This window comes from Bacteroides sp. OM05-12 (genome assembly GCF_003438995.1).
Taxonomy (GTDB): domain Bacteria; phylum Bacteroidota; class Bacteroidia; order Bacteroidales; family Bacteroidaceae; genus Bacteroides.
On sequence record NZ_QSUN01000026.1, the window covers coordinates 1 to 24,415 of the forward strand.

The following is a 24,415-nucleotide window of genomic DNA, read 5'->3' on the forward strand; positions in this document are numbered from 1 at the left end:
TAATTGGGAGGCAAAGATAAGAATTTAGACTTAATCCCTCAGGTTTTTACGTTGATCCGTGGAAATTCCTGTTAAAGCAGAATTAGTGGCAGTGCTTCACTAGCAAAGTCCGGCATATTCTTTTGTCCGACCTCTTTTAAAGAAAAAGAGGCAAATAACTGTATTTTAGTTATTTACCCTCTTAAAAGTTGCGGAGGCCTGACCTAATTTATTTTTCTTCAAAAAAAACATATTTGAAAATCAATTGCTTACATCCATTTCATTTTGTTTTTTATATACTATTTGTCCGAAATTTGTCCGAGTTTTAACGGAAATTCCTTAGACTTCAAATGCTATTTTGTTTCATTAAAATTTGAATCGTTCTTTCTTTCTCAGAAAGTAATTCTTTCAAGTGCTCATTTTCTTTCTTGCATTCACTTAAGGTTATGTCACCGGAAACCTTATTCCCATTTCCATTCACATGATGACCAATGTTGACAGATGATGTTTCTATGCTTCTGTCAAAAAAGTAATCGATCGGAACTTTAAAGAAATCAGCTATTTTTTCAATTATTTTTCCATTTGGGATATTCTTCCCATTAATTATATTGTCCAATTGAGATTTGCTTATTCCGGCATAATTATAGATGGATACTTTTGTCGCCATCTCTTTTTCTATTAATTCATTTATTTTCTGTCCATTAAACATGATTCTTTATTTAGATTTAGTATAAATAATACTACTTATAGCAAGAAAAAGTATTATTAATTTGCTATAATGGTTAATTAATACAACCTTTGCACTATAAATATAGCACTAAAAATTATACTACGTATGAAAAAAGAGCAGAAATTGAAGAAAATAGATTTTAGAGATTATTATTCAGGATTACCGGATAATAAAAAAGAAGAAGTAAGAAATGCGATACTAACGGAAAGTGGAATGTCATATACTACTTTTTATTACAAACTTAGAAATAATTCCTTTAAACCTTTGGAATTAAAAATGATAGATGAAATAACTAAATTATCCACTTTATCCGAGTAATATAATGCTTAATAAATTATTAGTAAATCCCAAACTAATCAATGCGATCATTGAGAAAGTACATGATGATAATCTACCAATTATTATCAATATAGGTGAATCTAAAGATGAATTGGTAAGCGTTTTATTTGAATATCCTGATTCCTTCGATGAAAATTTTAATTCATTAATTGATAATACTTTTAATGAAGTTTTTAGTCCAATAGAATTATAATAAAACAAACATGGAAATACACTATTTTTACAGGAGAGAATATGATAGTTTCTTCTATAATATTGAGCTTGTTGCCTGGTTGGAAGAAACAGAAATATCAAGGCAAGGGAATAAACGTTTGAGTTTTACCCAATTAGAAAGGTTGAGAATCTTTCTATCAAAGGATAATGAATCCTACCATAACCATCTAATTAAACATGAATTTGCGGAGAACAGCTGTATGGGACATTACGCCCATACCCGTAAAGAGTTATTTGAAGCTATGAAAAAGAATTTATTATTTCCAATAGATAGTCGTAATTACGAAAGATTCCGGAAAGTTGCTATTGCGCTTTATCACAAGCAACCATTAGTCGATTTTTCTAAATTCAAAGGGAAGCAGACATACTCAATACATCAAATCATAGGTGATTAACGTATAACCAGATTGAAATGAATAAAGACAGACGTAAAATGATTCAGGACATCAGAGATCAATTGATAGACCTGCAAACCGAAATCGAAGATATTAAGGATGAAGAGCAAGAAGCCTATGACAATCTCCCTGAGTCACTACAAGATGGTGAGAAAGGTGAAAAAATGACAGACGCAGTTGATAACCTTGATTCAGCATATTCATCACTTGAAGATGCAATAGGTTATCTTGACGAAGCAATACAATAACATTCAAAAAGATACAAGTATGAGTAAAAAGAAGCAAGCAGATGACCGTAAGCAGCTATTAATACGGTATAGGATTGACGAAAAAGGATGCGTGTCTTTTATAGATCCTTGTTGTGAAGAAATGCCAATTAGACTTTTTAGCACGATCATGGAAGCCATATCCAAAATAGAGAATGAATGGAATACCCGTAAGAAAAACAAACTTAACGTATAATAAAATAGATATGAGTGAAAATAAGAAACCGTGTCCTCAATTTCCATATTGGGGCGCAAGTTATCCCGATGCGTGCTGCGTTGGTGGTATATTACAAGATTTAGACTACTGTGATGAGAATGGTAATCTTTATGACAAAGGAGAGGGCGTTCCTTGCCCGTTCTGCCGGACGGAAGAATTTATAGAGTATGACCCGTTTAGTTGGGTTGACCATTTTTGTGAGGACATGGAAGAGAACGGCGATACTATCACTGATTCAATGGAGCAACTTGCTAAACAAAAAGCAAGGCAGGCTTATTTGGATTGGATTGAGAAAGTAAGAGAAGTATATGGCTAATAACAGAACAAAGTAGAAATGAGTAAAATCAAGTTTAATATAAAAGTCCTGTCATCAAAAGAGATAACAGGACTAAAAGTAAAATGGCAGCGACCTACTCTTCCACTGTTATGCAGTACCATCGGCGCTACAAGGCTTAACTTCTCTGTTCGGAATGGGAAGAGGTGGCCCCCTTGTGCAATAACCACCATAGGTAAAACGTTAGCTTACAATTTTTTTAATCCATGCCTATATAGCATTAATTATAGACTTTATGCCTAACTCTAATTCCAGAGAAAATTCTGTACTAGATTGCTCGCCCACGTTTTCAAAGCGAACAATCTACTTTTTGAATGAAGTTTTTAATTTCATTTTATCAAATTTTAATTGTTCCTAGCAATATTGCTAGTATGACAAAAGTAGTTATAAATAATAAAATATAAAAGTTTATGGCAAAAATTTATGTAGCAAGTAGTTGGAGAAATGTATTCCAACAAGATGTTGTAGATATTCTCCGTGATTTAGGACATGAGGTCTATGATTTTAAGAATCCCCCACATGGGAATGGTGGTTTCCAATGGTCTGATATAGACCCTGATTGGCAGAACTGGACAACAGAGCAATATCGAGAAGCACTTAATCACCCAATTGCACAGAAAGGTTTTGATTCAGATTTCAACGGTATGCAGTGGGCTGATGTCTGCGTTATGGTTCTTCCTTGTGGTCGGTCTGCTAACACAGAAGCGGGCTGGATGAAAGGTGCAGGTAAAAAGGTGATGGTTTATTCTCCGAAAAAAGAAGAACCGGAACTTATGTATAAGATATACGATTTTGTGAGTGATAGCATATTTCGTATCAATGATGAGATAATTGGAGTATAATGAATAAAAATGAGTGATTCTGATAAAGCAATAAACGTTCCTCTTTGGGAACTAAGAGAAATAGCCGATACACTTCGAATGGTAGCCAATGCTCTGGAATCTCCTAAAAGAGAATCGTGTTTAGATAGAAATGTTATGCGTTCATGGAACCATGCAGTTGATTTGATAAATGGGCACTCTACATCTATCAACGAAAGTATTAGCTATTATAGTGAAGTGGGGCAAATGCCGAGTATTAACGTATAACTAGTCGAGATATGAATACTATGACACGGAAAGAATGCTTAGATAAAATTCAAGAAGTAGTTGACAATTTAGATACGCTTCTTACTGTAATAAAATCACCTTCTAAAACAACAGTTGGTTGGGATTGTGAAGTGTACGAAGATGAAGCAAAGAATCTTACAAATGCGTTAAATGATTTGCGTGTTAATTACGGCAATGAGACAAGGACAGAGTTTAGCGAAGGATTAAATAACGAAAAAAAGAAGAAAGGAATAAAAGAATGATATTTAATAAACAACTTACGGAAAACATCACCCTCCTTTACGGAGAGCTGAATAATTGGAAATATGATGAAAATGATGTTCAGTATCCAATAATGTACTATCTCGTTTTTAAGTTTTATAGTTATGAGTATGAAGGTTATTTCTCTCATAAACGATTACAGGACGATGATTCTGAACCAGTATCCTTATCAGGTAATACTGAGTTGTTCGATAGTTTCAACAAGAAGTTGGAAGATGGTGATTTTTTAGAAGAAATCAAACAAGCCTGTGCAGATATTTGGGAAGATGAGAAAGATATTGATTAATGCAAAATCAGATACCAGAGCTATGTACACAGCAGAAGTTTTTGAAAAGGCAATGAATTCTTGTGGATACATCCTTGATCGCATCATTCATACAAAAGATTCACGTAATGTTCTAAAAGTAGAAGGAAGAATAAATATACCGAAAAGGATTACTATTTCTGGAGAACGAAAAATCATTATTTGTCAAAAGAAATTCCGATGGGATGATGCAGGGCGTTGTTTTTCCTTCCGTTCTCACATTCGAAAGCGTAATTTTGATTTGCCAATCAATACGATATTGGAATATCAAAAGCAAAGAGAAATTGAATCACAGATGTAGGATCTTAATAATAAAGGGGTGATGGAAGTAAGTTTGAAAAGATATAAATTAATCACAATGGACTGGATAGATGAATATATCGAAAAACTAGGATTGGAGGGATACTGTGATTTTGAAAACCGGGTAAATAAGGCATTGGATCAATTGCGTCCTGGTAAATGCTATGATATAGCAACAGATGTGAAAGAAGAGGATCAGGAATTGTTTATTAAGATTTGTTGCTGCTATATCAACCAACACCCCGAATATGAGATGAGCGATGATTATTGTCGAATTTATAATAGATCAGATAGATTATGAATAATGGCAGATGGACCCCGGAAGAGGAACAATATGTTCGGGAAAATGCCGGGAAAAAGACTTTTACGGAATTGGCAGAACATATTGGCCGATCGGAATTAGCAGTACAACTGTTTCTACATAGAAAGAAGATTGTGATCGGGAAAACTGTGAAACGGAATTTGGTACAGGAGATTCTCCGTATTAAATTTCGTCATCCCGAGAACTTCATGCCGAACCGTAGTTTTTACAAAGAAGTGAATATTAACCAGATGCGATTTTGGGATATATATTTTGGTCGTAAACAAGTCACACAAGAAGAATACATCGCTCTCTCTGAATATTTCGGACTTACGCTTCAGGAAGCATTTGAAGCACGCCAATTAAATATATTTGATGAAATATGATTAGTAAACAAGATATTGACCGGATAAAATCAGCACTGAATATTGTTGATGTCATTGGTGAATTCGTATCACTTAGGAAAGCGGGTTCCAGCTACATAGGCATTTGCCCTTTCCATTCTGACAGTCATCCTTCAATGACTGTTAGCCCATCTAGACAAATTTACAAGTGCTTTGTCTGTGGAGCTGGAGGAGATGTGATACAATTTATCCAGGAACACGAAAATATGTCATTTGCCGAAGCTATTACGTGGTGCGCTAAAAAAACCGGTATAGAGATTCAGAATAAGGAATTGACGGAAGAGGAAACAAAAAAATACCAGGAACTAGAGTCCATGCGAATAGCATTAAGAGGAACAACCGTCTTTTTTCAAAAGTATCTTCCTGAAGTGCAAAAATACCTTGATGAACGAGGTTTCCGGTTAACGGATAAAGTTATCTCATCATTTGCAATCGGCTATGCTCCTGAAGGTAATTTGGCTGCCAAACAGATGCCTTTGGCTGGATTTTCAGAATCTTTACTGCTAAAAGTTGGAGTTTTGAGCACAACAGACAATGGAAAGATTTATGATGTATTCCGGGATAGGGTTATGTTCCCATTCATAGACTTGAATGGAAATGTAACAGGTTTTTCAGGTCGTATAGTAACAGCGAAAGAACATACTCCTAAATATGCTAATACCGGTGATACACCTGTATTTAAGAAAGGCACACAACTTTTTGGTCTTTACCAAGCCCGGAGAGCTATTGGCCGGATAAATAATGTATATTTAGTAGAAGGGCAATTTGATGTGCTTTCCATGCATGCTGCTGGTGTCGAAAATACAATCGCCGGTTCTGGAACTGCACTAACTCCGGATCAAGTAAAACTTCTATCTCGGTTCTCACAAACTATTACGTTAGTTTATGATGCGGACGCTGCCGGTTTAAAAGCTTCACTTAAAAATTGTGAACTTCTACTTCGAAATGGTCTCTCCGTGAAATGTATTATACTCCCGGACGGTAAGGATCCGGACGACATAGCACGTCAGGAGAAAGAAAATACAGCTAAATGGATGACTAATCATACCATAGATTTTGTCTCTTATTTCGCAGAAGTTTTACCCTCTAATTCTTTGGATCCGGAGGAAAATGAACAAACGATCAATACGATTTGCAATCTTATATCTTATGTATCTTCCGCAACATTAAGGCTCAATTATATTAGAATTCTAGCGGATAAACTCTCCATTACAACCGAGCTTCTTGAAAGAAAGATAAGAGATATCTTGAGGAATGTAAAAGATGCTCCTAAACAAGAGGAAATGAAGCCTGGAATTTATGGGCTTGATTTACTTCAGGAAGTAAGGAGAGAAGGAGAGTCTTGTACATTAACAAGTGATTTTGACCAGTTCATAAGGATGTATGGCGATACGCCGGTACTTTATATTCATGGCATTCCTTCCTCTACGGATATACAAAAAGTTAGAAAAGTATGCACCTTTTTTACTACGGATTGTGATAATCTTAAAGTTAACGGTGATGGTGATGAATCCGATTATTTAGAGTCTCTGGCTACCTTTTTTCGTGCCGGCATAACTAATATTACAGTAATTGTTCCTGCAACCGATCAGGAGCAAGAACAAAATGAAGATGAAGAATATGAATTTGAGCAAGAGAATCAAAGAAAGGATATCAGTTGGATTTTCATAAAATATTATATTAAGATTCATAGAGATTTCTTTATCACTTATCAAGGGGATAAAACCCCATTCATTGAACGCTGTGCAGACCTTATTAGTTACGCCGACGATTCTGTACGTGTTGTTAACTATAAATACTTCCATGATTCATTAGGGCTGACGAAAGGAGCTATGACGGATATCCTTAAACCTTATCTCGGCAAAAGGAAGTCACGCATGGCCATCAATGCGCAACGGACTGATGATGATGGTGAAGACTATGATCCCAATGTCTTACCCACTTATGTAACAGAAAATCCATCTTACAATGAAATGCACACGCAGTGTGGCTTTTATCCAAAATTGAACAAGGACGGTGAACCTGTCTGTTATATGTTCAAGAATAATAATAATTCCGGTTATAGCCTCATTGGTGATTTTTTCATGACTCCTTTATTACATATTTATTCGGATGATGACGAAGCCAACAAACGTGTGCTCAAGATAAATAGACGATATTACAAAACTCCATTATATATCGAAGTTCCTTCGAAAGCCCTATTGAAAAAATCAACCATAGAAGAAAAACTAATCAATCTGGAGGCGGTCAACTTTACCAATGGGGAAGAAAAGCATTGGACTAAAATAAAAGAATATATGAGTAGAAATTTTATCACATGTACAGAAGTACAAACTTATGGGAATCAACAAATGGATGGAACTTCAAGGCGGGAAGACAATATGTTTTATGCCTTTTCCAATGGTATATTCCATGTCGTGGATGGCTTGCCTAAATTCGATCCGGTAAATGAACTCGGAGTGGTGATGCACAACAACCGTAATTATTACCTGCCGGCATTCTCAACTATCTATGCCGGATCTGGGCGTCAGTCTGATAAATACGAACTGATATCGCAGCTTGTTTATAAGGATATCCCGAAGGAAAAGCAATGCTCTTTCGAACAATGGGCAGAGCTGATGGATCAAGTATATAAGATAAATGATAACGGAAAGTGGGCTATTCTCTTTACCATTATGTGTGCTTTCCGAAGTAATATTCATTGTATTGACCGATTATTTACAGCTCCTTTTTTCATGGGACCTATGTCCTCTGGGAAAACGCAGATAGCGATATCCATCCGTTCCATGTTTGTTTCACCCAAATATCCCATCTTTAACCTGAATATTGGTACGGATGCTGCCATGTCCACGCTGATGAGTACATTCCGGGATATGCCGGTGGTATTGGATGAGTATAATAACAAAGATATATCAGATGCTAAATTTCAAGCACTCAAGGGGATTGTTTATGATGGTGATGGTCGGCAAAAAAGGAAAGGAACTTCCGGTAAAGAGATAGAAAATGATAAGGTGTATGCACCGGTTATTCTTTGTGGCCAGGAAACCCCGCAGCGCGATGACAATGCACTTATGTCGCGTATTATTGTATGCGAAGTTCCCAAGCCTAAAAACCGTACTCCGGAGGAAGTCGAACTGTTTAATCGGCTCAAAGAAATTGAGGATCCGGATAAGATAGGACTTTCCAATGTTCTTTTTGAAATACTTAAACTCAGACCTCTGGTAATGGATCATTTTCGCAAACTCAAGCAGAATGCCTATGATGAATTAAAAGAAGCATTGGCTAATTCCGGAGAGATCGACCGTCTTATGAAGACTGCTTCTTTATTCCTGGCCACTTGTCGGCTGATTGAGGATTATACTTCTCTGAAATTACCATTTACTTATGATGAATTTTTCATTGTGGCCAGAGATAAGATTAAATTCCAAATCGAATTGATTAGCAAAACAGACAAGTTAGCAACCTTCTTCAAAGCTATGGACGTAATGATTGATACGAAAGCGGTACGTGAGGGGCGGGACTTCGCTATTGATACTCCGGACAAAGTCACGATTAAAATGCCCGGAGGTGAAAAGAAAGAGGTCGCTTTCCCTGCAGGAACACGCATCCTATTTTTACGCTTGAGTACAATTTATACGAACTTTGCACGCAGTTCTTTTAACAGCGAAGAATCGACTCAATCTACCATCGAGCAGAATTTACGCTCTCATCCGAGTTATATCGGTTTAATCCATGCCCGACGGTTTAATTGGTATGATGTCACTGAAGTACCTAGAGGGGGATTTGAAGAAGCAAAGATTGTTGATAATGGAATACAAGCCACGACCGATAATACAATGGTTCGGAAAATGGAAAAGAGAACTATGAATTCCAGCTGTATCGCTCTCAACTATGACATATTCCGTGAATTGTATGATATTGACTTACAACGTTCTGCTGACAATATTTCCTCTTTCGATCCGGATAATGAAAATGAGAAGCAGGAACTACCGTTTTAAGCAATATTTTTCTGAATGTACTCCTCTCTAGCTCACGCCGGTAGAGGAGTATTATTTATAAATATACGGACATTTTAAGAATTCAATGATAAACCGGTGTATTCTATTAACTATTTAAATCCCCCGTACCCCCTAGAATGAAAAAAAGAAAACATAGAAAGAGAAGTTTTGAAAAGAAAATATTTCAAAACACACGTCCAACTGTCCAACCGTCCAACAAAAAAATACTTTTTAAAATGTAAATGCCTGTAGTATAGTAGTATATGATTAATTTAGTAGTATATATATATACAACATTGTTGTTGTTTTGTAGGACGTTGTTGGACGTGTTGGATTTGCCTTTCTCTACAATCCAACAACTAGAAAAATGCTAAATCCAACAAAATGACTAAAAAAAGCCGTTTGTTGGATATGTTGGACGTCATCCAACACTATTTTTAAGTATATATATTTGTGTAACTAATTAATAATTAGTAACTTTAGTAGTATGATAAACGCTATGTTGGACGGTTGGACAGTTGGAAGCGAAAATGAATAAAACCATTTCAAAAATATTTTTTAATAAGAAAGCTATGATAACGACTAAAATTAATGTTACCCCGTATCTTGCCGAATATATAAAAAGCAAGTTTAATTGCTTGTCTGATGAACCTCTGAAAATTCCTGACGCAGAAGACTTGTATCATGTAATATGGAAACTAATGGTAAAACGTCCGGATGGAATAAGCCCTATCGATACTGGAAATCTGGCTATTATTTTACCGGAAAGACGTGTTGGAAAAGACCCGATGTATTATAACTATCTTAGCCCACGTTCACAAAATATAATAGAAAAATATATCAGTAGGCATTTTAATAATGAGCTTCACCAAATGCTTGAAGAGAATGAGCAAAATGGGCGTCCATTAAACAACATAGATGTCGTTCATCAATTTATGTGTGTGTATAATATTGATTCAATAACAGAAGATGCATTGTTAAAAAACTATTATCGGTGGCGTGATCTTGTTCGTCGGAAAGATCGTAGACGGGAGTATAAAAGAAGATATAAATAAAAAACAAGAAAAAATGGTCAAAATCACTCCGACCAAACTATATGTTTTGTCCCAAAAAGAGGATAAAAAGTCGTAAAATGTCGAACTTGTTAATTATCAACTAATTACCAATATATATGAATGAATTATCAATTATCTTCTCAGTCGTTCCTGTCGGAAATATGAGAAAAAGCAATTATCAGTTTGTAGCAGATCCATTTGAAATCAAAGCTACACCAGAATTATCCGATTCCGGTCTTGTGTTTAACTGCGACAATGAAATAGTAATAGAACTCCCTGATAAGAAAACATTAGAGGATTTTTCTTCGGGACAATCTGTGCTAATAAACTGCCAGGACTCGTCTGGTCGCAAATTCAAGATCGGTACTCAAAACATACCGGCGATTGCTTACATTGCTCCCAATTTGAATTCTGCAAAGCTGTTTATCAAGTGCAAAATGCTCTCTTCACCTCTTACAGTATAATATACCGTCCTTCACCTGCAGTCTTTTTCACTCTACTTTCGTGGAAAAGACCGCAGAATGAAAAGAAATTATCTTCGTAAGCTCTTACTCTCTCCGGAAAGCAGATTACTCATGACCTCAGATGCATATACTGAGGCTATGATGATTTGTTTTCCTCCATCGCTGTCCGGATCACAAATTCAGCCACAATCTTTTTGGGATGAAATTCCGAGTTATAAGGATGAAACAAAAAAGGCAATAAAGGCAATTGCGGATGACCTGAAGAAATACAGTGAAGTAGCAGCTATTCCTATTTCTGTTGAATACTCTTCAGATGAACTCCCTGAAGGTACGATCGCTTATCACCGTATTAAAGGTACAATACTTTCTGAATCGTATTATTGGTTCTCAACTAAACAATTTGAACAGGATCTTCTTACTGCCGAATCTAATCCGAACATTTCCGTTCATTTCGTCCATATCAATTCAGGAGGAGGAGAAGCCTGGTATCTTGACCGCCTAAGCGATACAATGCGCTCCCTTTCCAAACCTATATATGTGCTATTTGAGAAAATAGGAGGTTCGGCTGCATATTATATCGGTTGTCATGGCTCTACAGTCAATACTTTAACTAAGAATGACAGTATTGGATGCATAGGCACGATGGTTAGCTTCTATGATTTTGAAGGTTATTATAAAAAGCTGGGGATAAACAAAGTTGAGGAGTATGCTACGAAATCAGATCTGAAAAATAAAAAATATAAAGATCTTAAGGAAGGCCATCCGGAGCAATATATCAGGGAAGAGCTGGACCCTTTATGTGAACAGTTCATTTCGGAGGTCAAACTGTCACGTCCTGCGCTTTCCAAACTACCGGAAGATGATCCTGTTTTTCGTGGTGAAACATTCGATGCCATTACTGCCCAACAGAAAGGACTCGTTGACGGAATATCCACCATTTCTGAAGCTATCTCTGAAGCATACAATATCGGCCAGGAATGGCTCACCAAGCAAAAAACTCAGAGCCAAATTTTACAGTATTTATAATCATTAATTTAGTTAGTCATGAAAGAAAAATTAAAAAAGCAGCTGGCTGCTATCTTTTCAAAGTTAAAGTTGACAGAGAAAGCATCTGCCGGTGAAATGACACAGGAAGATTGGAATAATGTATTCGAATCTTACAAGAAAGAATTCGGAACAGATCTTCGTGCCGACATGCAAACGGCAGAACAGGAGAGGTTGCAAGCACTTGAAAGCCAGCAGTCTCAAATCTTGGATATTCTTAACGGAGGAGAAAATAGTGAGGAAACTCCTAAAGGTGATAATGAAAAACCGGATAGTGAGAATTCTGCAGACGATATCGTGAAGGGTATACAGGAACTTAAAAAGTCAAATGAGGAGTTAACCTCTAAAGTGAATAAGATGGCATCCAAGGCAATTCCGGATAGTCCTGTAGAAACATTGAACTCAGAAATTAAGGTGAATGGTCCCGGTACCAATAAAACCCATTTCCTGGGTATTGAAAGTGATATGTTTGCTTTGACTCATCGTTGGAACATGGTGGCCGTTAATCCGGCTTATGCAAGTTTGAATCCTGTTGATGAAGAAGAGGATGGGGTGAAATTCCGTTCTGCAGCAGTTAAGTTTGGTCGCTCTCTGGCAAACAGATATGCCTTTCTGAAGAATAACAATATGCTTGATCCTAAAAAACTGTCAGCTGGTGAGTTTGGCTTTGATACCTCCAAGCTTCCTGACGCTGGTTTAGGTGATCAGTATATGATCCGCCGTCAAGATGCATTGATTGCACGTATTCTTGAAATCCGAAATGTAACAGAATTCTTCCCGGTTCGCTATGGTATTCAGGATCGTGAGATGATTACCAATGCTTATTTCACCGAAGTAACCCAGGCTTATCAGAAGGGTGAGATTTGGAAAGGTGACATGAAACTTGAGCCGGAATTCGGTTATGTAGATGACGCAATGATTAAAGTGCTCTTTGGTACAATGAAAGAAATTGAGCGTCAGTACATCGGTTATTTGAATACGGATGGATCTGATCCTATTAAATGGTCGATGATTGAGTTTAACCTGTTGAATATCTACAAGAAGATGCAATATGAGCAGAATGAACGTCGTATCATGGGTATCTATGTGAAACCGGAATCGGGTGTTGCAGGAAGTTATCTGAATGCATCTACAGGTATTGTTTATACATTGGTCCGTTATTACCATGAAAACAAGATGTTGCTTCATGGTGATGATGCTTATCAAGATTATGATAACCAAACAATGTTAGAGGCCGTTCAGCAGTTTGTTGAAGATATTCAATCTACATTACCACAAAATCAGGTACTCAAGGATAAATTCCTCTATTTAAATGAGAACCATAAGTCATGGTGGAAAAAGAATATCCGTACCATTTATGGAAAGGATACGGATTTCAGCGGACCGGACAGTTATCTTAATGTTGTACCTGATACGGAAGTTCACATTAAATGGTTACCTAATATGGGACAATTGAAGCTCATGTTCATGCAGACTCCGGGTAACTTGATGTTCCTTGAATTCATTGCCGGTGAAATGTTTAACATCAAGATTAAGGATGACATGGAACTTGTCAAGGCATGGTCTACGTGGAAAGAAGGTACGGGTGCAAGTTTTGTTGGTCCTACATTCAAAAACAAGGCAGATCTCGTAGCCAATGCTTATGAGCTTCAGCAGATATTCATGAATAAACCATGCAAATCTTTAGCTGCGGATGATACAACTGTAACTACTGGTCTGAAAGAACCGTTCTGGTTTGTTACAGCAGAAAATACCAAGGCTACTGCTATTACCGATATTACCGGAGCCCGTGCGGGAGTTGCTTATATCATTGAATGCGGTTCTACAACCAATGCATCGACTATTGCCAAATCTGGAAAGTTTGATAGTATTACCGCCGCCTGGAATCCTACGGAACTTGGCGACTATATTATGGTAATCCTGAATTCAAAGAATAAATTCATAGAATTGGAGCGTTGTGTTGGTGGCGTTAGAGCTGTAAATAAGCTTTTGCAACCGAATGTTCCGGGAGCAAGATAGTTTTTCATAGGTTGTGTTTTTAAGGTTAGGGGGCGCACCATCGGCGTGCGCCTTTTATCAGAATCAATTAATTATTAACTCAAATATTATTTTTATGAAACCAAATGATTTAATTCGTTCTCTTCAAAAAGGCATGAAAGCTAGACATCGCCTTCAGTTGAAGTTTTTTCTTTCGTTAATGACTTTTTTTGCCATAATTTTTATTGTTGGTGCAATACTTGATCATGAATCTGCAGCATTTTGTATGACAGGTTTTGGAGGCGTGTCTACAGCAAGTATGATGGCAATAGGTTCTGTTGGTGATGTATCAGATAAGTTTACCTTTGGCAGCAATATTACTTATCAAGTTTATTTAATTGATATCAATCAGTTAGACAGGTCTAAAACTTTTCCGAAGCCCAATGCGAGTCGTCAGGTTTCAACTCTGCCTATGCTTAATGGAGAATATATGCAATATTTTGAAGCGCATGACTTCCCGACGTATGTAGGTAATGGAGAAAAAGGGGATATCACTTCTACCGGTACCAATACTTTTTCCATCATCATGGGAGGAATAAGGGACAAGCTGATGAATTTTGCTGAAGATCATATCGGAGGAAAATTTATTATACTGTTTAAGGAAATTGAAACCACCCAGTGGGAGATACTTGGTTCTGACGAACGGCCGATTATTCTGAAATCTTTTGAGGCAAAGAATGATAAAGACGGACGTTATATAACTTATACGTTTGAACGCAGTTCTGTAAATCAATACAACCATTATACTGGTAATATTATTACTGCTCCTCCTGCAGTTCATACGGCAGGTTCTACAGCTCTTGCCATTAAAGCTGGTCAGGATATTTATTCCATACCTGATGGAGCGTCCGCTACTTATGCAATAGCAACTGTATCGGGAGTTACGTCTTCAGACAAAGGACGTATTATCACTTTAAGGGGTACAGGAGCTGATAAGGCAGCTACTATCGCAGACAATACAACTTTCATATTGGAGGATTCTGCGACTTGGACTGCAAAAGCCGGCTCATCGATTACATTTAAAGTTTTCGATGCAAGTACGCTTGTAGAGGTATCACGTGTGCAAACAGCTTAATTTATAGCCATGTATAGTTTTAAAGAGAAAAATAAAATCTATAAGGATATGCAGAATTCAAACTTTGTTGAAGCAGATCTTGACCTGCTTCACAAAGTTTGGCCTTCGCATCCTCTTATTCCAAGAGCTAGGCGAAATCCTATCCGGTATGCGAATGAGGTGCTTTATGCTCTTTTGGATAAAGCTACGAGAGAAGATATCCGGCTTAATCGCCGGCAGTATGAACAAACTAAAGAGCTGAATGATGGAGACAATAATGCCGGGGGATCAGACACAATTCCCGAAGGAGGAGATAATAAATCCGATATCGCCAATGCAGGAGCAGACAATCCTTCCTCCGATGATGGAGACGATAACATCCATGTAGAGGATAAATCAGAGCTGGAGAAACAATTGGAAGAAGTCACTCAAGCACATGAGGAATCAGAACAACGTGTAATGGAAGCTGAAGAACGTGTGGAAGAGTTGGAAGCTGATAACGAGGAATTGCAGGAACAGCTAGAGGATGCAGCTCAGGCATGTGAAGATGCTCAAGCAGCTCTTGAGGAAGAAAAAAAAAGTCCGAAGCCATCCAAGCTCAAAACCGTAAGTTCCAAAAAGAGTCCGAATACCCGAACATCAAATGGAAAAAGCTCGAAGACAAAGACGTCCAAATAGCAACTATCATTTATAACGATCGTGTCAATACGTATCGCGAAATGAAGGTTCTAGATAAGGAACTCGACCAGAAACCAACTCCACAGAAGGTGAAAAAAATGGCAGAGTTACGCATCCGGAACCTTCTTGCTTTTTCCGAGTTGCAGAGTTACAACGATACCGGCAAGTGGAGATACAAACATCCCATCATTGCCCATCAGTCGGAACGTTCGCAATTGGAAGAATTACGTCGGACCAATCCACAGGAATTTCTAAGACAATACGCTGCCTGTCATGACAATATCAAACGTTATACAAGCTATCTCAAGAATCCATCTAGGGAAGTCCGACGGGAGAAAGATAGGATTAATCTCACTCGCCATAAGGAGCGCGAGATACTGTTCAAATCAATTTTAGAATCAACAAATAATAATTAAGATCATGGAAAAGCTAATAGAAGTATTTAATTTGGGTGGTTTGCCTACTGCCCCGCTGGATTCGTTCTTGGAGCTTCAGGAGGATTTCAAGAAGTCCGATCCTGATAAATTATCGAAACTGCAGATGCTCATCATAACTCGCGGTTTCAAGTATGCATTCAAAGCATGGAAAGATCCGGAGGGGAAACTCTGGATCATTGATGCCCATCAACGGCGTAAAGCACTCCTTGCATTACGGAAGTCAGGATTTGTAATTCCGGAGATTCCGTATGAACCGATATTCGCATCGGATAAAAAAGAGGCAGTGGAAGAGATCGCAGCGTATAATTCCGAGTTTGCAACCAAGAATCCGGATACACTCCTTTTTAAAAAGTACAATATTGATGCGGATACGCTTGAAAGGTTCAATCTCGGATTTGAAGTGAAAGCTATTGATTTCACTCCGAAACCACTCTTCGCTCAGGAATATGATTCATCCGATATAGAAGAAGATTCTGTTGACTTTACCATTCCTTCAGAAGATGAGAATGATAAACTATTTACTATTCCGGGTGATATATGGCTACTTGGGAATAACCGCCTAATGTGTGGAGATTGTCGTTCCAAATCTGATGTCACTGCGCTGATGAATGGTCAATACGCAGACCTGATCGTTACCGATCCACCCTACAACGTAGCTTATCAGGGAGCTACGGAAGATGAACTTACCATTCAGAATGACAGTATGGAAAATGATTTGTTTGCTACCTTCCTTCGCCAGGTATTTGCTGTCATGTTTTCTATTCTCAAGCCCGGAGGTTCATATTACATATTTCATGCTGACAGTGAAGGTGAGAACTTCCGTGCTTCCCTTCGGAAAGCCGGCTTTAAATTGGCTCAATGCTGTGTTTGGGTAAAGAATTCGATGGTAATGGGACGTCAGGATTATCAATGGAAACACGAACCTTGTTTGTATGGGTGGAAGCCGGGAGCAAGCCACTATTGGAATTCGGATCGAAAACAAACTACTGTCTGGAATTTTGATAAACCGCAACGAAACGCAATACATCCGACTATGAAGCCTATTGCACTGATGGCTTATCCTATATGCAATTCAAGTGTTTCAGGTCAGATTGTTGCAGACTTCTTCTCCGGTTCCGGATCTACCCTTATGGCATGTCAACAGACTGATCGTATTTGCTATGCAATGGAAATAGATCCACGTTATGTTACAGCTTCAATTTTGAGATACTGTGCGATGTTTCCTGCACAACCTATAAGGTTGATAAGAAATGGAAATCTATTGACGGTTGAAGAAACAGCTTCTATCATGAAACGTAATAATTTGAAAAAATGAAAGAAGAAATGATCTTGGATCCTGAAAAAAATACGCTTATCAGTGATGAGTATTTATCCCAAGTGCGCTCTTTCGGTGCGCTTGGGTATTCTCCTGAACGGATAGCCAACATTCTAGGCCTTTCCAAAAAAGAAAAGTTTGCCTTGTTATTGCGCATATCCATTCCCGGAGATACATATTTCCAGGCTTATACCAATGGAAAATCCATTGGCGAATATAATATTGATGCCGAACTAGCCAAGCAAGCGGAAAAAGGAGATGTAGCAGCCATTGAGACGCTTGAGCGAAGAAAGAATGATCGTATAGAACTTGATCTCCGGAAACAACTTCTCGGAGTATAACTTTATAATTATGACATACCTTGATCAAATAGACAAACTTCATCCGGATTTGATATCGGCTTTCCTCACATCCGGGCATTGTGACGGAATACCTGTAGAAATACAACTATTCCTCAAGCAGCTTCAATGGGCAGCGGAGGTATACGAGTATGAACGCAATATCAGCCGTGCTGCAAAGCAGCTCCAAACTAGGATATTGGCAATGCAAAAACTAACGATAGATGTACGTACTTGTAAAGCACGTATATATGCAGCTATCAGTTATTTCAATATTGATAACAACGTAAGCATCAAGGTATGGGAAAATAATTATGCTGATAAATATGAGGATCTTGCCAAACTAGCTGCGGTTCGTGGTGACTACAAAACAGTCGGCAACTGTTATCAGGCTGCATTGGAATGCCGACGTCGGGCAAGTGAGGCGGATCAGGCAGACAGGCAATGGGCTCCGGTATTCATCATAACTCCGAATCTTACCCCGGAAGATCTAGGTTATAAAAAGAAAAGTCTTAAGGAAATTGCCCGTAAATCCAATGAAGGATATTATATCAATCTGATTGAGAGTCTTCCGATCGAAAAGGAAGATAAAACCAGGCTATTGAATGATGCCGGTATTATTGATGTCGAACCTGAAGAAATAAATGAAGAATAATGGTTACTGATATTGCAAAGATAGATACATCACCTTTGAGTTTTGAGGAGTATTATATGAATGCTATGCAGATACTTCTTAACATTATCGATCCCAATGTCTTAATTGCAGAAATAGCACGTGCTGGCGGTAAAACAGAAGCTGTAATGACTCCACGCATTATCCGCGTAGCTAATGATATGCCCGGTGAGCTTGCATTTCTTGTGCACAAAACATACATTGCATTAATGACCAACGTATGGCCAAACATAGCGGCTTCATTCGCCCGTCCGATACAAGGAGGAACGCGCTCCATGCTGGAGTATGGATTGGACTTCATTGTAGGAGAATCTAAGATTCCTTCCCATTTCAAAAAGCCTAGATATCCGATATCTTATCCCAAACACAGCATACTTTTCAGAAACGGTTTCCATCTTCAGATGGTAAGCTCCGATCAGCCGGAATCCGTCGCCGGACGTTCCGGAGTTCACGCTTTCATTGAAGAGATGAAACACAATAAAGGAGAGAAACTAAAGTCCCGTCTATTCCCGTCACTTCGTGGATCATCTGCCAAGATACGTGAATCCCGTTATTATCAAGGAATTACTGGTGTATCCGATACTGCACGCGTGGATTTAGGTGAGGATAATTGGTTTGAGGAATATGAGAAGAATGTAAATCCCGATCTTATCGAAGAAATTATAACTGTTAGTTTATACGTAAATGCAGCCTTGTATGAAAAATACAAAATAGAGCAACTCTTCCGGCAGGAAACCAATCCTATTGCCATTGAGAAACTTCGTCTTGCTCAAGAGAAAGCAAACCGGCAGCTCGCCTTGTGGACTCCACGGCTTAACGATATGTGCCGGAATGCAACTTTCTATATGCGTGCAAGTTCATTTGTAAATAAGGATATTCTAGGTCCTAAATTTTTTAAAACTCAGCTGGATACATTGGATATTGAAGAATTTCTAACCGCTATCTGTGCTATCAGGAAAAAGGCTGTTGTAAATCGTTTCTTCGCTTACTATAATCCTAAAATCCATCAATTTAGTGATAGTCATAAATATGATGCTATTCTCAAACTTGATCTGAAAGAACATTTTACGCTGACAGCCAATTACTTAAAGCATTACGATAGACATGAAGATTTAATTATCGGTTATGATCCAGGACACTTTTCAAGCATGGTGGTTTCTCAGGAACAAAAGAATGGTACAATCAATCGTACAATCAAAGAATTCTTTTGCTATTATCCATTTGAACAACCGGAATTGGCAAAGGCTTTTAATGACTTTTTTGGTCCGGCAGCAATAAACAAACATATCCGTCTATTTCATGATCGAGCAGCTAATAAATCACGCGAAGAGTATGAACAAATAACGACAGATGCCCGTATCCTAAAACGGGAGCTGGAGTCTTACGGCTGGGTTGTAGAGCTTCAGAACGAAGGGCAGGCGACAATATATCATTGGCAGCAGTTCAAACTGTTACAGCTTATTTTTGGTGGCCATACCAATTCAATCCCGGAATGTATCATTGATGAAAATGAATGCCCTAATTTGTGCAGTGCTATTATGTTGTCTCCCCGTAAAAATACAGATGGTAAAATAGAACTTGACAAGACTAGTGAAAGGAAAGTTCCATTAAAACATCAGGCAGGCTTAACGACGCAATTACCATCGGCCTATATTTATATGCTTTATGGTCTGTATGGAGACAAGTTACCCGCAGAATGTTCTAATATTCCCGATAACTTACCCGATAATGAAGTGATTTAGTCGTTACAGGACATATAAAATACACGCTCAAACATATAATAATAGACCTGTTTGACATCGTTCTATATGCTAACCTTTTGAAATTTAGTAGATTCACTTTTGGAAAATGGAAATAAAAAAATCCATCAGACGCGAGGGTACACGCCACGCTGAGAGCTGGAGTTGTGTTGCATACTCTTGAAGGGTCTTGGAAATATGACAGAGGACTCTTTTCGTCCTTTTTATTACTTCTTTTCCATATTACTTTCGGGCATGGAAACAATTACCGGGATACAGGCAATGCAATGGGCTAAGGAGATATCAAAGCTTCCTCAAGGGTGCTTTACCATCTCGTTCTTTCCCTGTTCCACAAAGAAGGGAGAGGCATCCTCGAAGCTGATGACTAAGACTGGGTGTAAGTTCCGTGCACAGTTACCACAAGAAAGGTTCTCTATTGATAGTGATAATTTTTTTCTTTTCACAGATGCCGATGGTGAGCCTAAGATGTGTTACAGAATCCTTCTCCGATATATGGGTTTCCCAAACGATAATTTTCAACTTCATAAAGTAGATTGGCTATGAGTGAGCGAATGCAGATGGTAGGTAATGTAGGTTGTTACCTGGATGATAATAATGTTATTTCATTTCAGATCGGAGCAGATCCATTGGGATCGTCTGTTATGGATGAAGATGAAGGATTCTCATCATCTCCATCTATTAATCACTTTGGTGAAATACAATGGTTGCATATACGAGGTTACAATGTCGCTGCGCGTGGCTGGAATAACAGACAATGTGAGGAAATAGAACGCGATATAAAAGATAACCGTTTACTTCCTCGACTCATAAACAAGCAGTCCAATATGTTGTACGGTTCAGGACCTGCCGTCTATCGTCCTGCATTAAAGAATGGTAAAAAGATACGGGAGTGGGTTGAACAGCCTGCTATTCAGGAATGGCTTGAAAACTGGCTGGATAATGGTATGGAAATGAGTTATAGGGATTTTGCTTTAGCTGTAATAAAAGCCTATTATTATTATAGGGATTATTTTGTGAAATGGAGAATAGCCTACGGAAAAGCTATAGGTAAATACCCCATTGCTGGACTTGAATTAATGGAACATAAGTTATGCCGGCTTGCGACGGACAAAAAGGATATAATTACAGAAAACATCTATTATAAAGATTTTAGGTACATTCTTGTCGGAAATTGGCAATATGGAGCAGCTAAATTCCAAGTCTATCCGAAGTTTGATATTCGCGATGTAAACAACTACCGGTATGCAGCTATTTCCCACCATCGTGAAAAATCAATAGGTGATTTTTACGGATGCAACGAAACGCATCAGGGTACAAAAGGCTATATCAAAGGCAGTAACCAAACAGCTGATTATATAAATTCATTCCTAAAAAACTCCCTTGCTGCGAAAGTACACGTCATAATTCCAAGTGCATGGGTTGAATCAAAGAGGAAACAGATTAAAGCAATCTGCGATGAGAATAAACTTCGGCAGAAAGATAATAAGGATTTGTTGCTTTATAATGGTATAGATATTGGCACTACTTTTAAGGAATCCAGCCTTATCCAATATATAAGTCATGAACTTCGGAAACTTTCTAAATACCTCTCCGGATCAGGAAATCAGGGAAAGGCCTTTTCTTCCATCAGCTTCAGAACTGGTAATAATAGCGAGGAAGAAAGATGGAAGATAGAAACCGTCGATCTCAAATACAAAGAGTATATTAGTTCCTTGATTGAATATGACAAACGCGCTGATGAAGTGCTTGTCTCTTCTGTTGGTATGGATTCATCTATCTCAAGCATTAGTAAGGACGGTGTAATATCCAAATCAGGATCTGATGTATATTATAACTACCTGATCTATTTATTGACTTTGACTCCGGATGATGAGAAATGTGCTGAACCGTTCAATATGGCCATCAAAATCAATTTCCCGGAATTGTATAGAGAAGGATATCGTATCGGCTTCTATCGGGATATTCCAAGTCGTCAGGAAGAGGTATCAGAAAAAGATCGTTTAAAAAATCAGCAATCATGAAAGTATTAGAAGAATTATTCAGTACCCTAAAGGATTTCCAAACAATGGTGTCCGGAGTAGATTCCAGTGTTGATTTTTCCACACTCAACAGTTCTGCAATCTCAGCTAAGAAACAAATCGTGAATATTCTTTCTGCTGATATTTATAAGCGACTGCTTAATGGAGAAGGGGAGCTGAAGGAGATGCTGCAGCTCGCAGTTGGAAATCTTACTATGGCCAAGGATGTACCATTTGATGTTATCCGTAAAAGGAAAGCGGATGTAGATGTGTATAAGTATGAAATGGAGAATATGAGAAGATCCTACGTTGACAATTACTTCAATGCAATGGATTCTTTGATTTCTATTCTAGAAAGTGACGAAAAAGATCCGGTGAAGTGGAAGGATACACCATATTGTAAACTCCGAGAAAATTTGAAGATTAAGTCAACGGATGAGTTTAATCTACTTTATCCTATCGACAGCTCTTATTTGTTTTTCTTCCGGACAATTCCGATCCAAAATGAAATCCTGGATGATACGATGGCGGACTATTTTGTCCGTGCAGAAAAAAAAGAAGAATTGGCCAGACGTTTAAAACGGGCTTTGGCGCAATTAACTGTTGCTACAGCCATTCGTCGTTTTGATTTGATTGAGTTACCGGCAACGATTCGCAACCTGTATGAAGATAATACTTCGCAACGCCAGGCTTCAAATGAACAATCACGCCTGCTTGAGTTAGCTGCAGATCTTGCAAAATCAGCAATGGAAACGATGCAGAATGTTGACTTAACGCTATCCGAGCCTGAAACAAATAATATTGAAACCGAAACATCGTTTAATCGTCCGGAGGATAAAATTTACCTGATGTCATGAAAACAATAGATTTTTGCGTAAAAGACGAAACATTCCAGATTCCAAATGCTTGGGAACTCCTTACTCCTTCACAGTATGAAGCTCTGGTAAAGGACCTGAATAAAGTTGCTTTGGGAGAACTCTCTGTCGCTATGCTCCGTGTGAACTTTGTATGCAATGTAATGGAGTGGGATCCTAAAAAAATAAAGGGCGAGGAAAGCCTTGCCAATCTTGCATGGCTGGCAGAGCAGGTTACTTTTATTTTTAATATTCAATACCCGGAAAATAATGAAGCTTTGAAAGGATTGGATCCGGAAACAAGAGTAAAACTGCAAAAAACTCCTCCCGATCGGATTCAGGGACTTCCCATTGCCCGATATCTTGTTCGGTTGGATTATAAATATGTGTTGGATGCTTGTTTTTGCGCACAACTTATTCCAAGTATAAAGATTGTCGGTAAGGTATATGCTGGCTATAAGGTTGATACTTCTTTTGATAACCTGACGTGTTCATTAACCGCTTTACAATACATAGAGGCACGTAAATTGATCGGATGCGGTGCAGATAAGCTCCCATTGCTTGTTGCCATACTCTACACTCCCGGAACCTACAGCTCAGAGGTGGCACACGCTTTGGCCCATGATTTTGCACGGCTGCCGGAAGATACACTTCAGGCAATAGCTTTTAATTTCCAATGCTTTAATAATTTTCTGTTCACGAAAACCGATTTTTATGTCTTAACTGCCGGCAAAGAACAAAAAGAAAATCCAATCTCTACCGGTGCATTGGAGTCATTGTATAACCTGTCATCGGATGGCATGGGAGATATAAGGACTGTCGAGCAGATGAATATCATACAATATCTGACCATTCTCAGAAAAAAACTCATTGAGTCTGTGCGTAGTATGAATGATATGAAGCTTGAGCGGACGGAAATAGCATCAAAAACAGGTTTGCCACTTAACATTATAAACTCCATATTATGATACTAGACGTTTTTAAATATTATGCCCAATTCCCGAAGCTGGAAGGAGTCAAGGAGATATTTGCCAATGGAAAGAGTGAATACCCGTTATATACTCAGCTTGAGGACTATATTGATAATATGTCTTCCCATTCACTTATCCCGGAAATAGATGGTTATGTTTTCGGGCAATCTTATGATGATGTGAAAGCGCAAATAGGGAAATTGACAGGAAGTTATCTGTTCGTCGATTTTGGAAGTTTTACATCGAATCGGGATCAACGTAACTCTATACAGGAAACTTTTGAATTGGCGGTAACGATTGCATCCAAAATTCCTGATGCTTCGGATTTAGTAGAGATTGCCATCATTACCGATCAATTACTCCAGCTGACAAATAAACTACGTGCTTTTCAGATTAATGACCAGGCAAAGCACTCATGGCTGAAGGAATTATCAAATAAGCACAACATCATTCCATTTGTAGCGCCGGAATTCTCTTCGATTGGATGGACGGTTGTTCTCAGTCGTGAAGGTGCTGATTTGCTTGATGTAAAAGAATTAGCAAGTAACCTTAAAAACAATGGATAAT

At 38.2% G+C, this 24,415-nt stretch carries 31 protein-coding genes and 1 rRNA gene; 30 read left to right on the forward strand and 2 right to left on the reverse strand.

Annotation, left to right across the window (positions count from 1 at the left end; genetic code table 11):
- Positions 1-325 precede the first annotated feature (325 nt).
- Positions 326-688: a helix-turn-helix domain-containing protein gene (locus DXB63_RS15130; RefSeq protein ID WP_122127240.1), complete on the reverse strand. Its 363-nt coding sequence runs from the start codon at positions 686-688 to the stop codon at positions 326-328.
- A 126-nt stretch (positions 689-814) separates the two neighbouring features.
- Between DXB63_RS15130 and DXB63_RS15135 the strand changes: the two genes are divergently transcribed.
- Genes DXB63_RS15135 through DXB63_RS15160 form a run of 6 tightly spaced genes read left to right on the forward strand, consistent with a single transcriptional unit; the run spans position 815 to position 2,455 of the window.
- Positions 815-1,027: a hypothetical protein gene (locus tag DXB63_RS15135; protein WP_122127241.1), complete on the forward strand. Its 213-nt coding sequence runs from the start codon at positions 815-817 to the stop codon at positions 1,025-1,027.
- A 4-nt stretch (positions 1,028-1,031) separates the two neighbouring features.
- On the forward strand, positions 1,032-1,241 hold the full coding sequence (locus DXB63_RS15140) for a hypothetical protein (protein ID WP_122127242.1): 210 nt from the start codon (positions 1,032-1,034) through the stop codon (positions 1,239-1,241).
- Between the two features lie 10 nt (positions 1,242-1,251).
- The gene (locus DXB63_RS15145) at positions 1,252-1,656 is read left to right on the forward strand and encodes a hypothetical protein (RefSeq protein WP_122127243.1); all 405 of its coding nucleotides are present in this window, start codon (positions 1,252-1,254) and stop codon (positions 1,654-1,656) included.
- Between the two features lie 17 nt (positions 1,657-1,673).
- Entirely contained in the window at positions 1,674-1,904 is a 231-nt protein-coding gene (locus DXB63_RS15150) for a hypothetical protein (protein ID WP_122127244.1), read from the forward strand.
- 19 nt (positions 1,905-1,923) lie between these two features.
- Complete coding sequence (locus DXB63_RS15155) at positions 1,924-2,118, forward strand: hypothetical protein (RefSeq protein ID WP_122127283.1); 195 nt, start codon at positions 1,924-1,926, stop codon at positions 2,116-2,118.
- A gap of 10 nt (positions 2,119-2,128) precedes the next feature.
- Positions 2,129-2,455, forward strand: a complete 327-nt coding sequence (locus DXB63_RS15160; protein WP_122127245.1) for a hypothetical protein — start codon at positions 2,129-2,131, stop codon at positions 2,453-2,455.
- Positions 2,456-2,536: 81 nt separating this feature from the next.
- On the opposite strand, the gene rrf is transcribed toward DXB63_RS15160, so the two are convergent.
- Positions 2,537-2,647 (reverse strand): 5S ribosomal RNA (gene rrf / locus DXB63_RS15165).
- A gap of 236 nt (positions 2,648-2,883) precedes the next feature.
- Between rrf and DXB63_RS15170 the strand changes: the two genes are divergently transcribed.
- The 24 genes from DXB63_RS15170 (at position 2,884) to DXB63_RS15285 (ending at position 24,414) form a co-directional block, all read left to right on the forward strand.
- A complete protein-coding gene (locus DXB63_RS15170; RefSeq protein WP_004314111.1) occupies positions 2,884-3,315 on the forward strand; it encodes a hypothetical protein in 432 nt (143 codons plus the stop codon).
- A gap of 9 nt (positions 3,316-3,324) precedes the next feature.
- Entirely contained in the window at positions 3,325-3,561 is a 237-nt protein-coding gene (locus tag DXB63_RS15175) for a hypothetical protein (RefSeq protein ID WP_122127246.1), read from the forward strand.
- An 11-nt stretch (positions 3,562-3,572) separates the two neighbouring features.
- A complete protein-coding gene (locus tag DXB63_RS15180; protein WP_233522875.1) occupies positions 3,573-3,824 on the forward strand; it encodes a hypothetical protein in 252 nt (83 codons plus the stop codon).
- A complete protein-coding gene (locus tag DXB63_RS15185; RefSeq protein WP_122127248.1) occupies positions 3,821-4,129 on the forward strand; it encodes a hypothetical protein in 309 nt (102 codons plus the stop codon). Before DXB63_RS15180 ends, DXB63_RS15185 begins: the two co-directional genes overlap by 4 nt.
- The gene (locus tag DXB63_RS15190; protein WP_233522876.1) at positions 4,110-4,448 is read left to right on the forward strand and encodes a hypothetical protein; all 339 of its coding nucleotides are present in this window, start codon (positions 4,110-4,112) and stop codon (positions 4,446-4,448) included. Before DXB63_RS15185 ends, DXB63_RS15190 begins: the two co-directional genes overlap by 20 nt.
- Positions 4,449-4,469: 21 nt before the next feature.
- Positions 4,470-4,748 (forward strand): hypothetical protein, encoded by a 279-nt coding sequence (locus DXB63_RS15195; protein WP_122127249.1) that lies wholly within the window; start codon positions 4,470-4,472, stop codon positions 4,746-4,748.
- On the forward strand, positions 4,745-5,134 hold the full coding sequence (locus DXB63_RS15200) for an XRE family transcriptional regulator (protein WP_122127250.1): 390 nt from the start codon (positions 4,745-4,747) through the stop codon (positions 5,132-5,134). Before DXB63_RS15195 ends, DXB63_RS15200 begins: the two co-directional genes overlap by 4 nt.
- Complete coding sequence (dnaG, locus tag DXB63_RS15205) at positions 5,131-9,150, forward strand: DNA primase (RefSeq protein ID WP_122127251.1); 4,020 nt, start codon at positions 5,131-5,133, stop codon at positions 9,148-9,150. Before DXB63_RS15200 ends, dnaG begins: the two co-directional genes overlap by 4 nt.
- Before the next feature lie 572 nt (positions 9,151-9,722).
- Positions 9,723-10,205, forward strand: coding sequence for a hypothetical protein (locus DXB63_RS15210; protein ID WP_122127285.1), 483 nt, complete (start codon positions 9,723-9,725; stop codon positions 10,203-10,205).
- Between the two features lie 116 nt (positions 10,206-10,321).
- Positions 10,322-10,669 (forward strand): hypothetical protein, encoded by a 348-nt coding sequence (locus tag DXB63_RS15215; protein ID WP_122127252.1) that lies wholly within the window; start codon positions 10,322-10,324, stop codon positions 10,667-10,669.
- 57 nt (positions 10,670-10,726) lie between these two features.
- Positions 10,727-11,695, forward strand: a complete 969-nt coding sequence (locus DXB63_RS15220; protein ID WP_122127253.1) for a S49 family peptidase — start codon at positions 10,727-10,729, stop codon at positions 11,693-11,695.
- An 18-nt stretch (positions 11,696-11,713) separates the two neighbouring features.
- Positions 11,714-13,732 (forward strand): hypothetical protein, encoded by a 2,019-nt coding sequence (locus DXB63_RS15225; protein ID WP_122127254.1) that lies wholly within the window; start codon positions 11,714-11,716, stop codon positions 13,730-13,732.
- A gap of 133 nt (positions 13,733-13,865) precedes the next feature.
- Positions 13,866-14,825, forward strand: a complete 960-nt coding sequence (locus tag DXB63_RS15230; RefSeq protein WP_233522877.1) for a hypothetical protein — start codon at positions 13,866-13,868, stop codon at positions 14,823-14,825.
- Positions 14,826-14,873: 48 nt separating this feature from the next.
- Positions 14,874-15,482, forward strand: coding sequence for a hypothetical protein (locus DXB63_RS15235; protein WP_147332296.1), 609 nt, complete (start codon positions 14,874-14,876; stop codon positions 15,480-15,482).
- A 41-nt stretch (positions 15,483-15,523) separates the two neighbouring features.
- Positions 15,524-15,898, forward strand: coding sequence for a hypothetical protein (locus DXB63_RS15240; protein WP_122127257.1), 375 nt, complete (start codon positions 15,524-15,526; stop codon positions 15,896-15,898).
- A gap of 4 nt (positions 15,899-15,902) precedes the next feature.
- Positions 15,903-17,234, forward strand: a complete 1,332-nt coding sequence (locus DXB63_RS15245) for a site-specific DNA-methyltransferase (RefSeq protein ID WP_122127258.1) — start codon at positions 15,903-15,905, stop codon at positions 17,232-17,234.
- Positions 17,231-17,575, forward strand: a complete 345-nt coding sequence (locus tag DXB63_RS15250) for a hypothetical protein (protein ID WP_178300958.1) — start codon at positions 17,231-17,233, stop codon at positions 17,573-17,575. The genes DXB63_RS15245 and DXB63_RS15250 overlap by 4 nt, the downstream gene beginning before the upstream one ends.
- Positions 17,576-17,585: 10 nt before the next feature.
- Positions 17,586-18,227 (forward strand): hypothetical protein, encoded by a 642-nt coding sequence (locus DXB63_RS15255; protein WP_178300959.1) that lies wholly within the window; start codon positions 17,586-17,588, stop codon positions 18,225-18,227.
- On the forward strand, positions 18,227-19,987 hold the full coding sequence (locus DXB63_RS15260; protein WP_122127259.1) for a hypothetical protein: 1,761 nt from the start codon (positions 18,227-18,229) through the stop codon (positions 19,985-19,987). Before DXB63_RS15255 ends, DXB63_RS15260 begins: the two co-directional genes overlap by 1 nt.
- Before the next feature lie 252 nt (positions 19,988-20,239).
- Positions 20,240-20,548, forward strand: coding sequence for a hypothetical protein (locus DXB63_RS15265; protein WP_122127260.1), 309 nt, complete (start codon positions 20,240-20,242; stop codon positions 20,546-20,548).
- Positions 20,545-22,026: a hypothetical protein gene (locus DXB63_RS15270; RefSeq protein WP_122127261.1), complete on the forward strand. Its 1,482-nt coding sequence runs from the start codon at positions 20,545-20,547 to the stop codon at positions 22,024-22,026. The genes DXB63_RS15265 and DXB63_RS15270 overlap by 4 nt, the downstream gene beginning before the upstream one ends.
- Positions 22,023-22,880, forward strand: a complete 858-nt coding sequence (locus DXB63_RS15275) for a hypothetical protein (protein WP_122127262.1) — start codon at positions 22,023-22,025, stop codon at positions 22,878-22,880. Before DXB63_RS15270 ends, DXB63_RS15275 begins: the two co-directional genes overlap by 4 nt.
- Positions 22,877-23,845 carry a hypothetical protein gene (locus DXB63_RS15280; RefSeq protein ID WP_122127263.1) on the forward strand — a complete coding sequence of 323 codons (969 nt, stop codon included), beginning with the start codon at positions 22,877-22,879 and terminating at the stop codon, positions 23,843-23,845. The genes DXB63_RS15275 and DXB63_RS15280 overlap by 4 nt, the downstream gene beginning before the upstream one ends.
- Complete coding sequence (locus tag DXB63_RS15285) at positions 23,842-24,414, forward strand: hypothetical protein (RefSeq protein WP_122127264.1); 573 nt, start codon at positions 23,842-23,844, stop codon at positions 24,412-24,414. Before DXB63_RS15280 ends, DXB63_RS15285 begins: the two co-directional genes overlap by 4 nt.
- Position 24,415 lies beyond the last annotated feature (1 nt).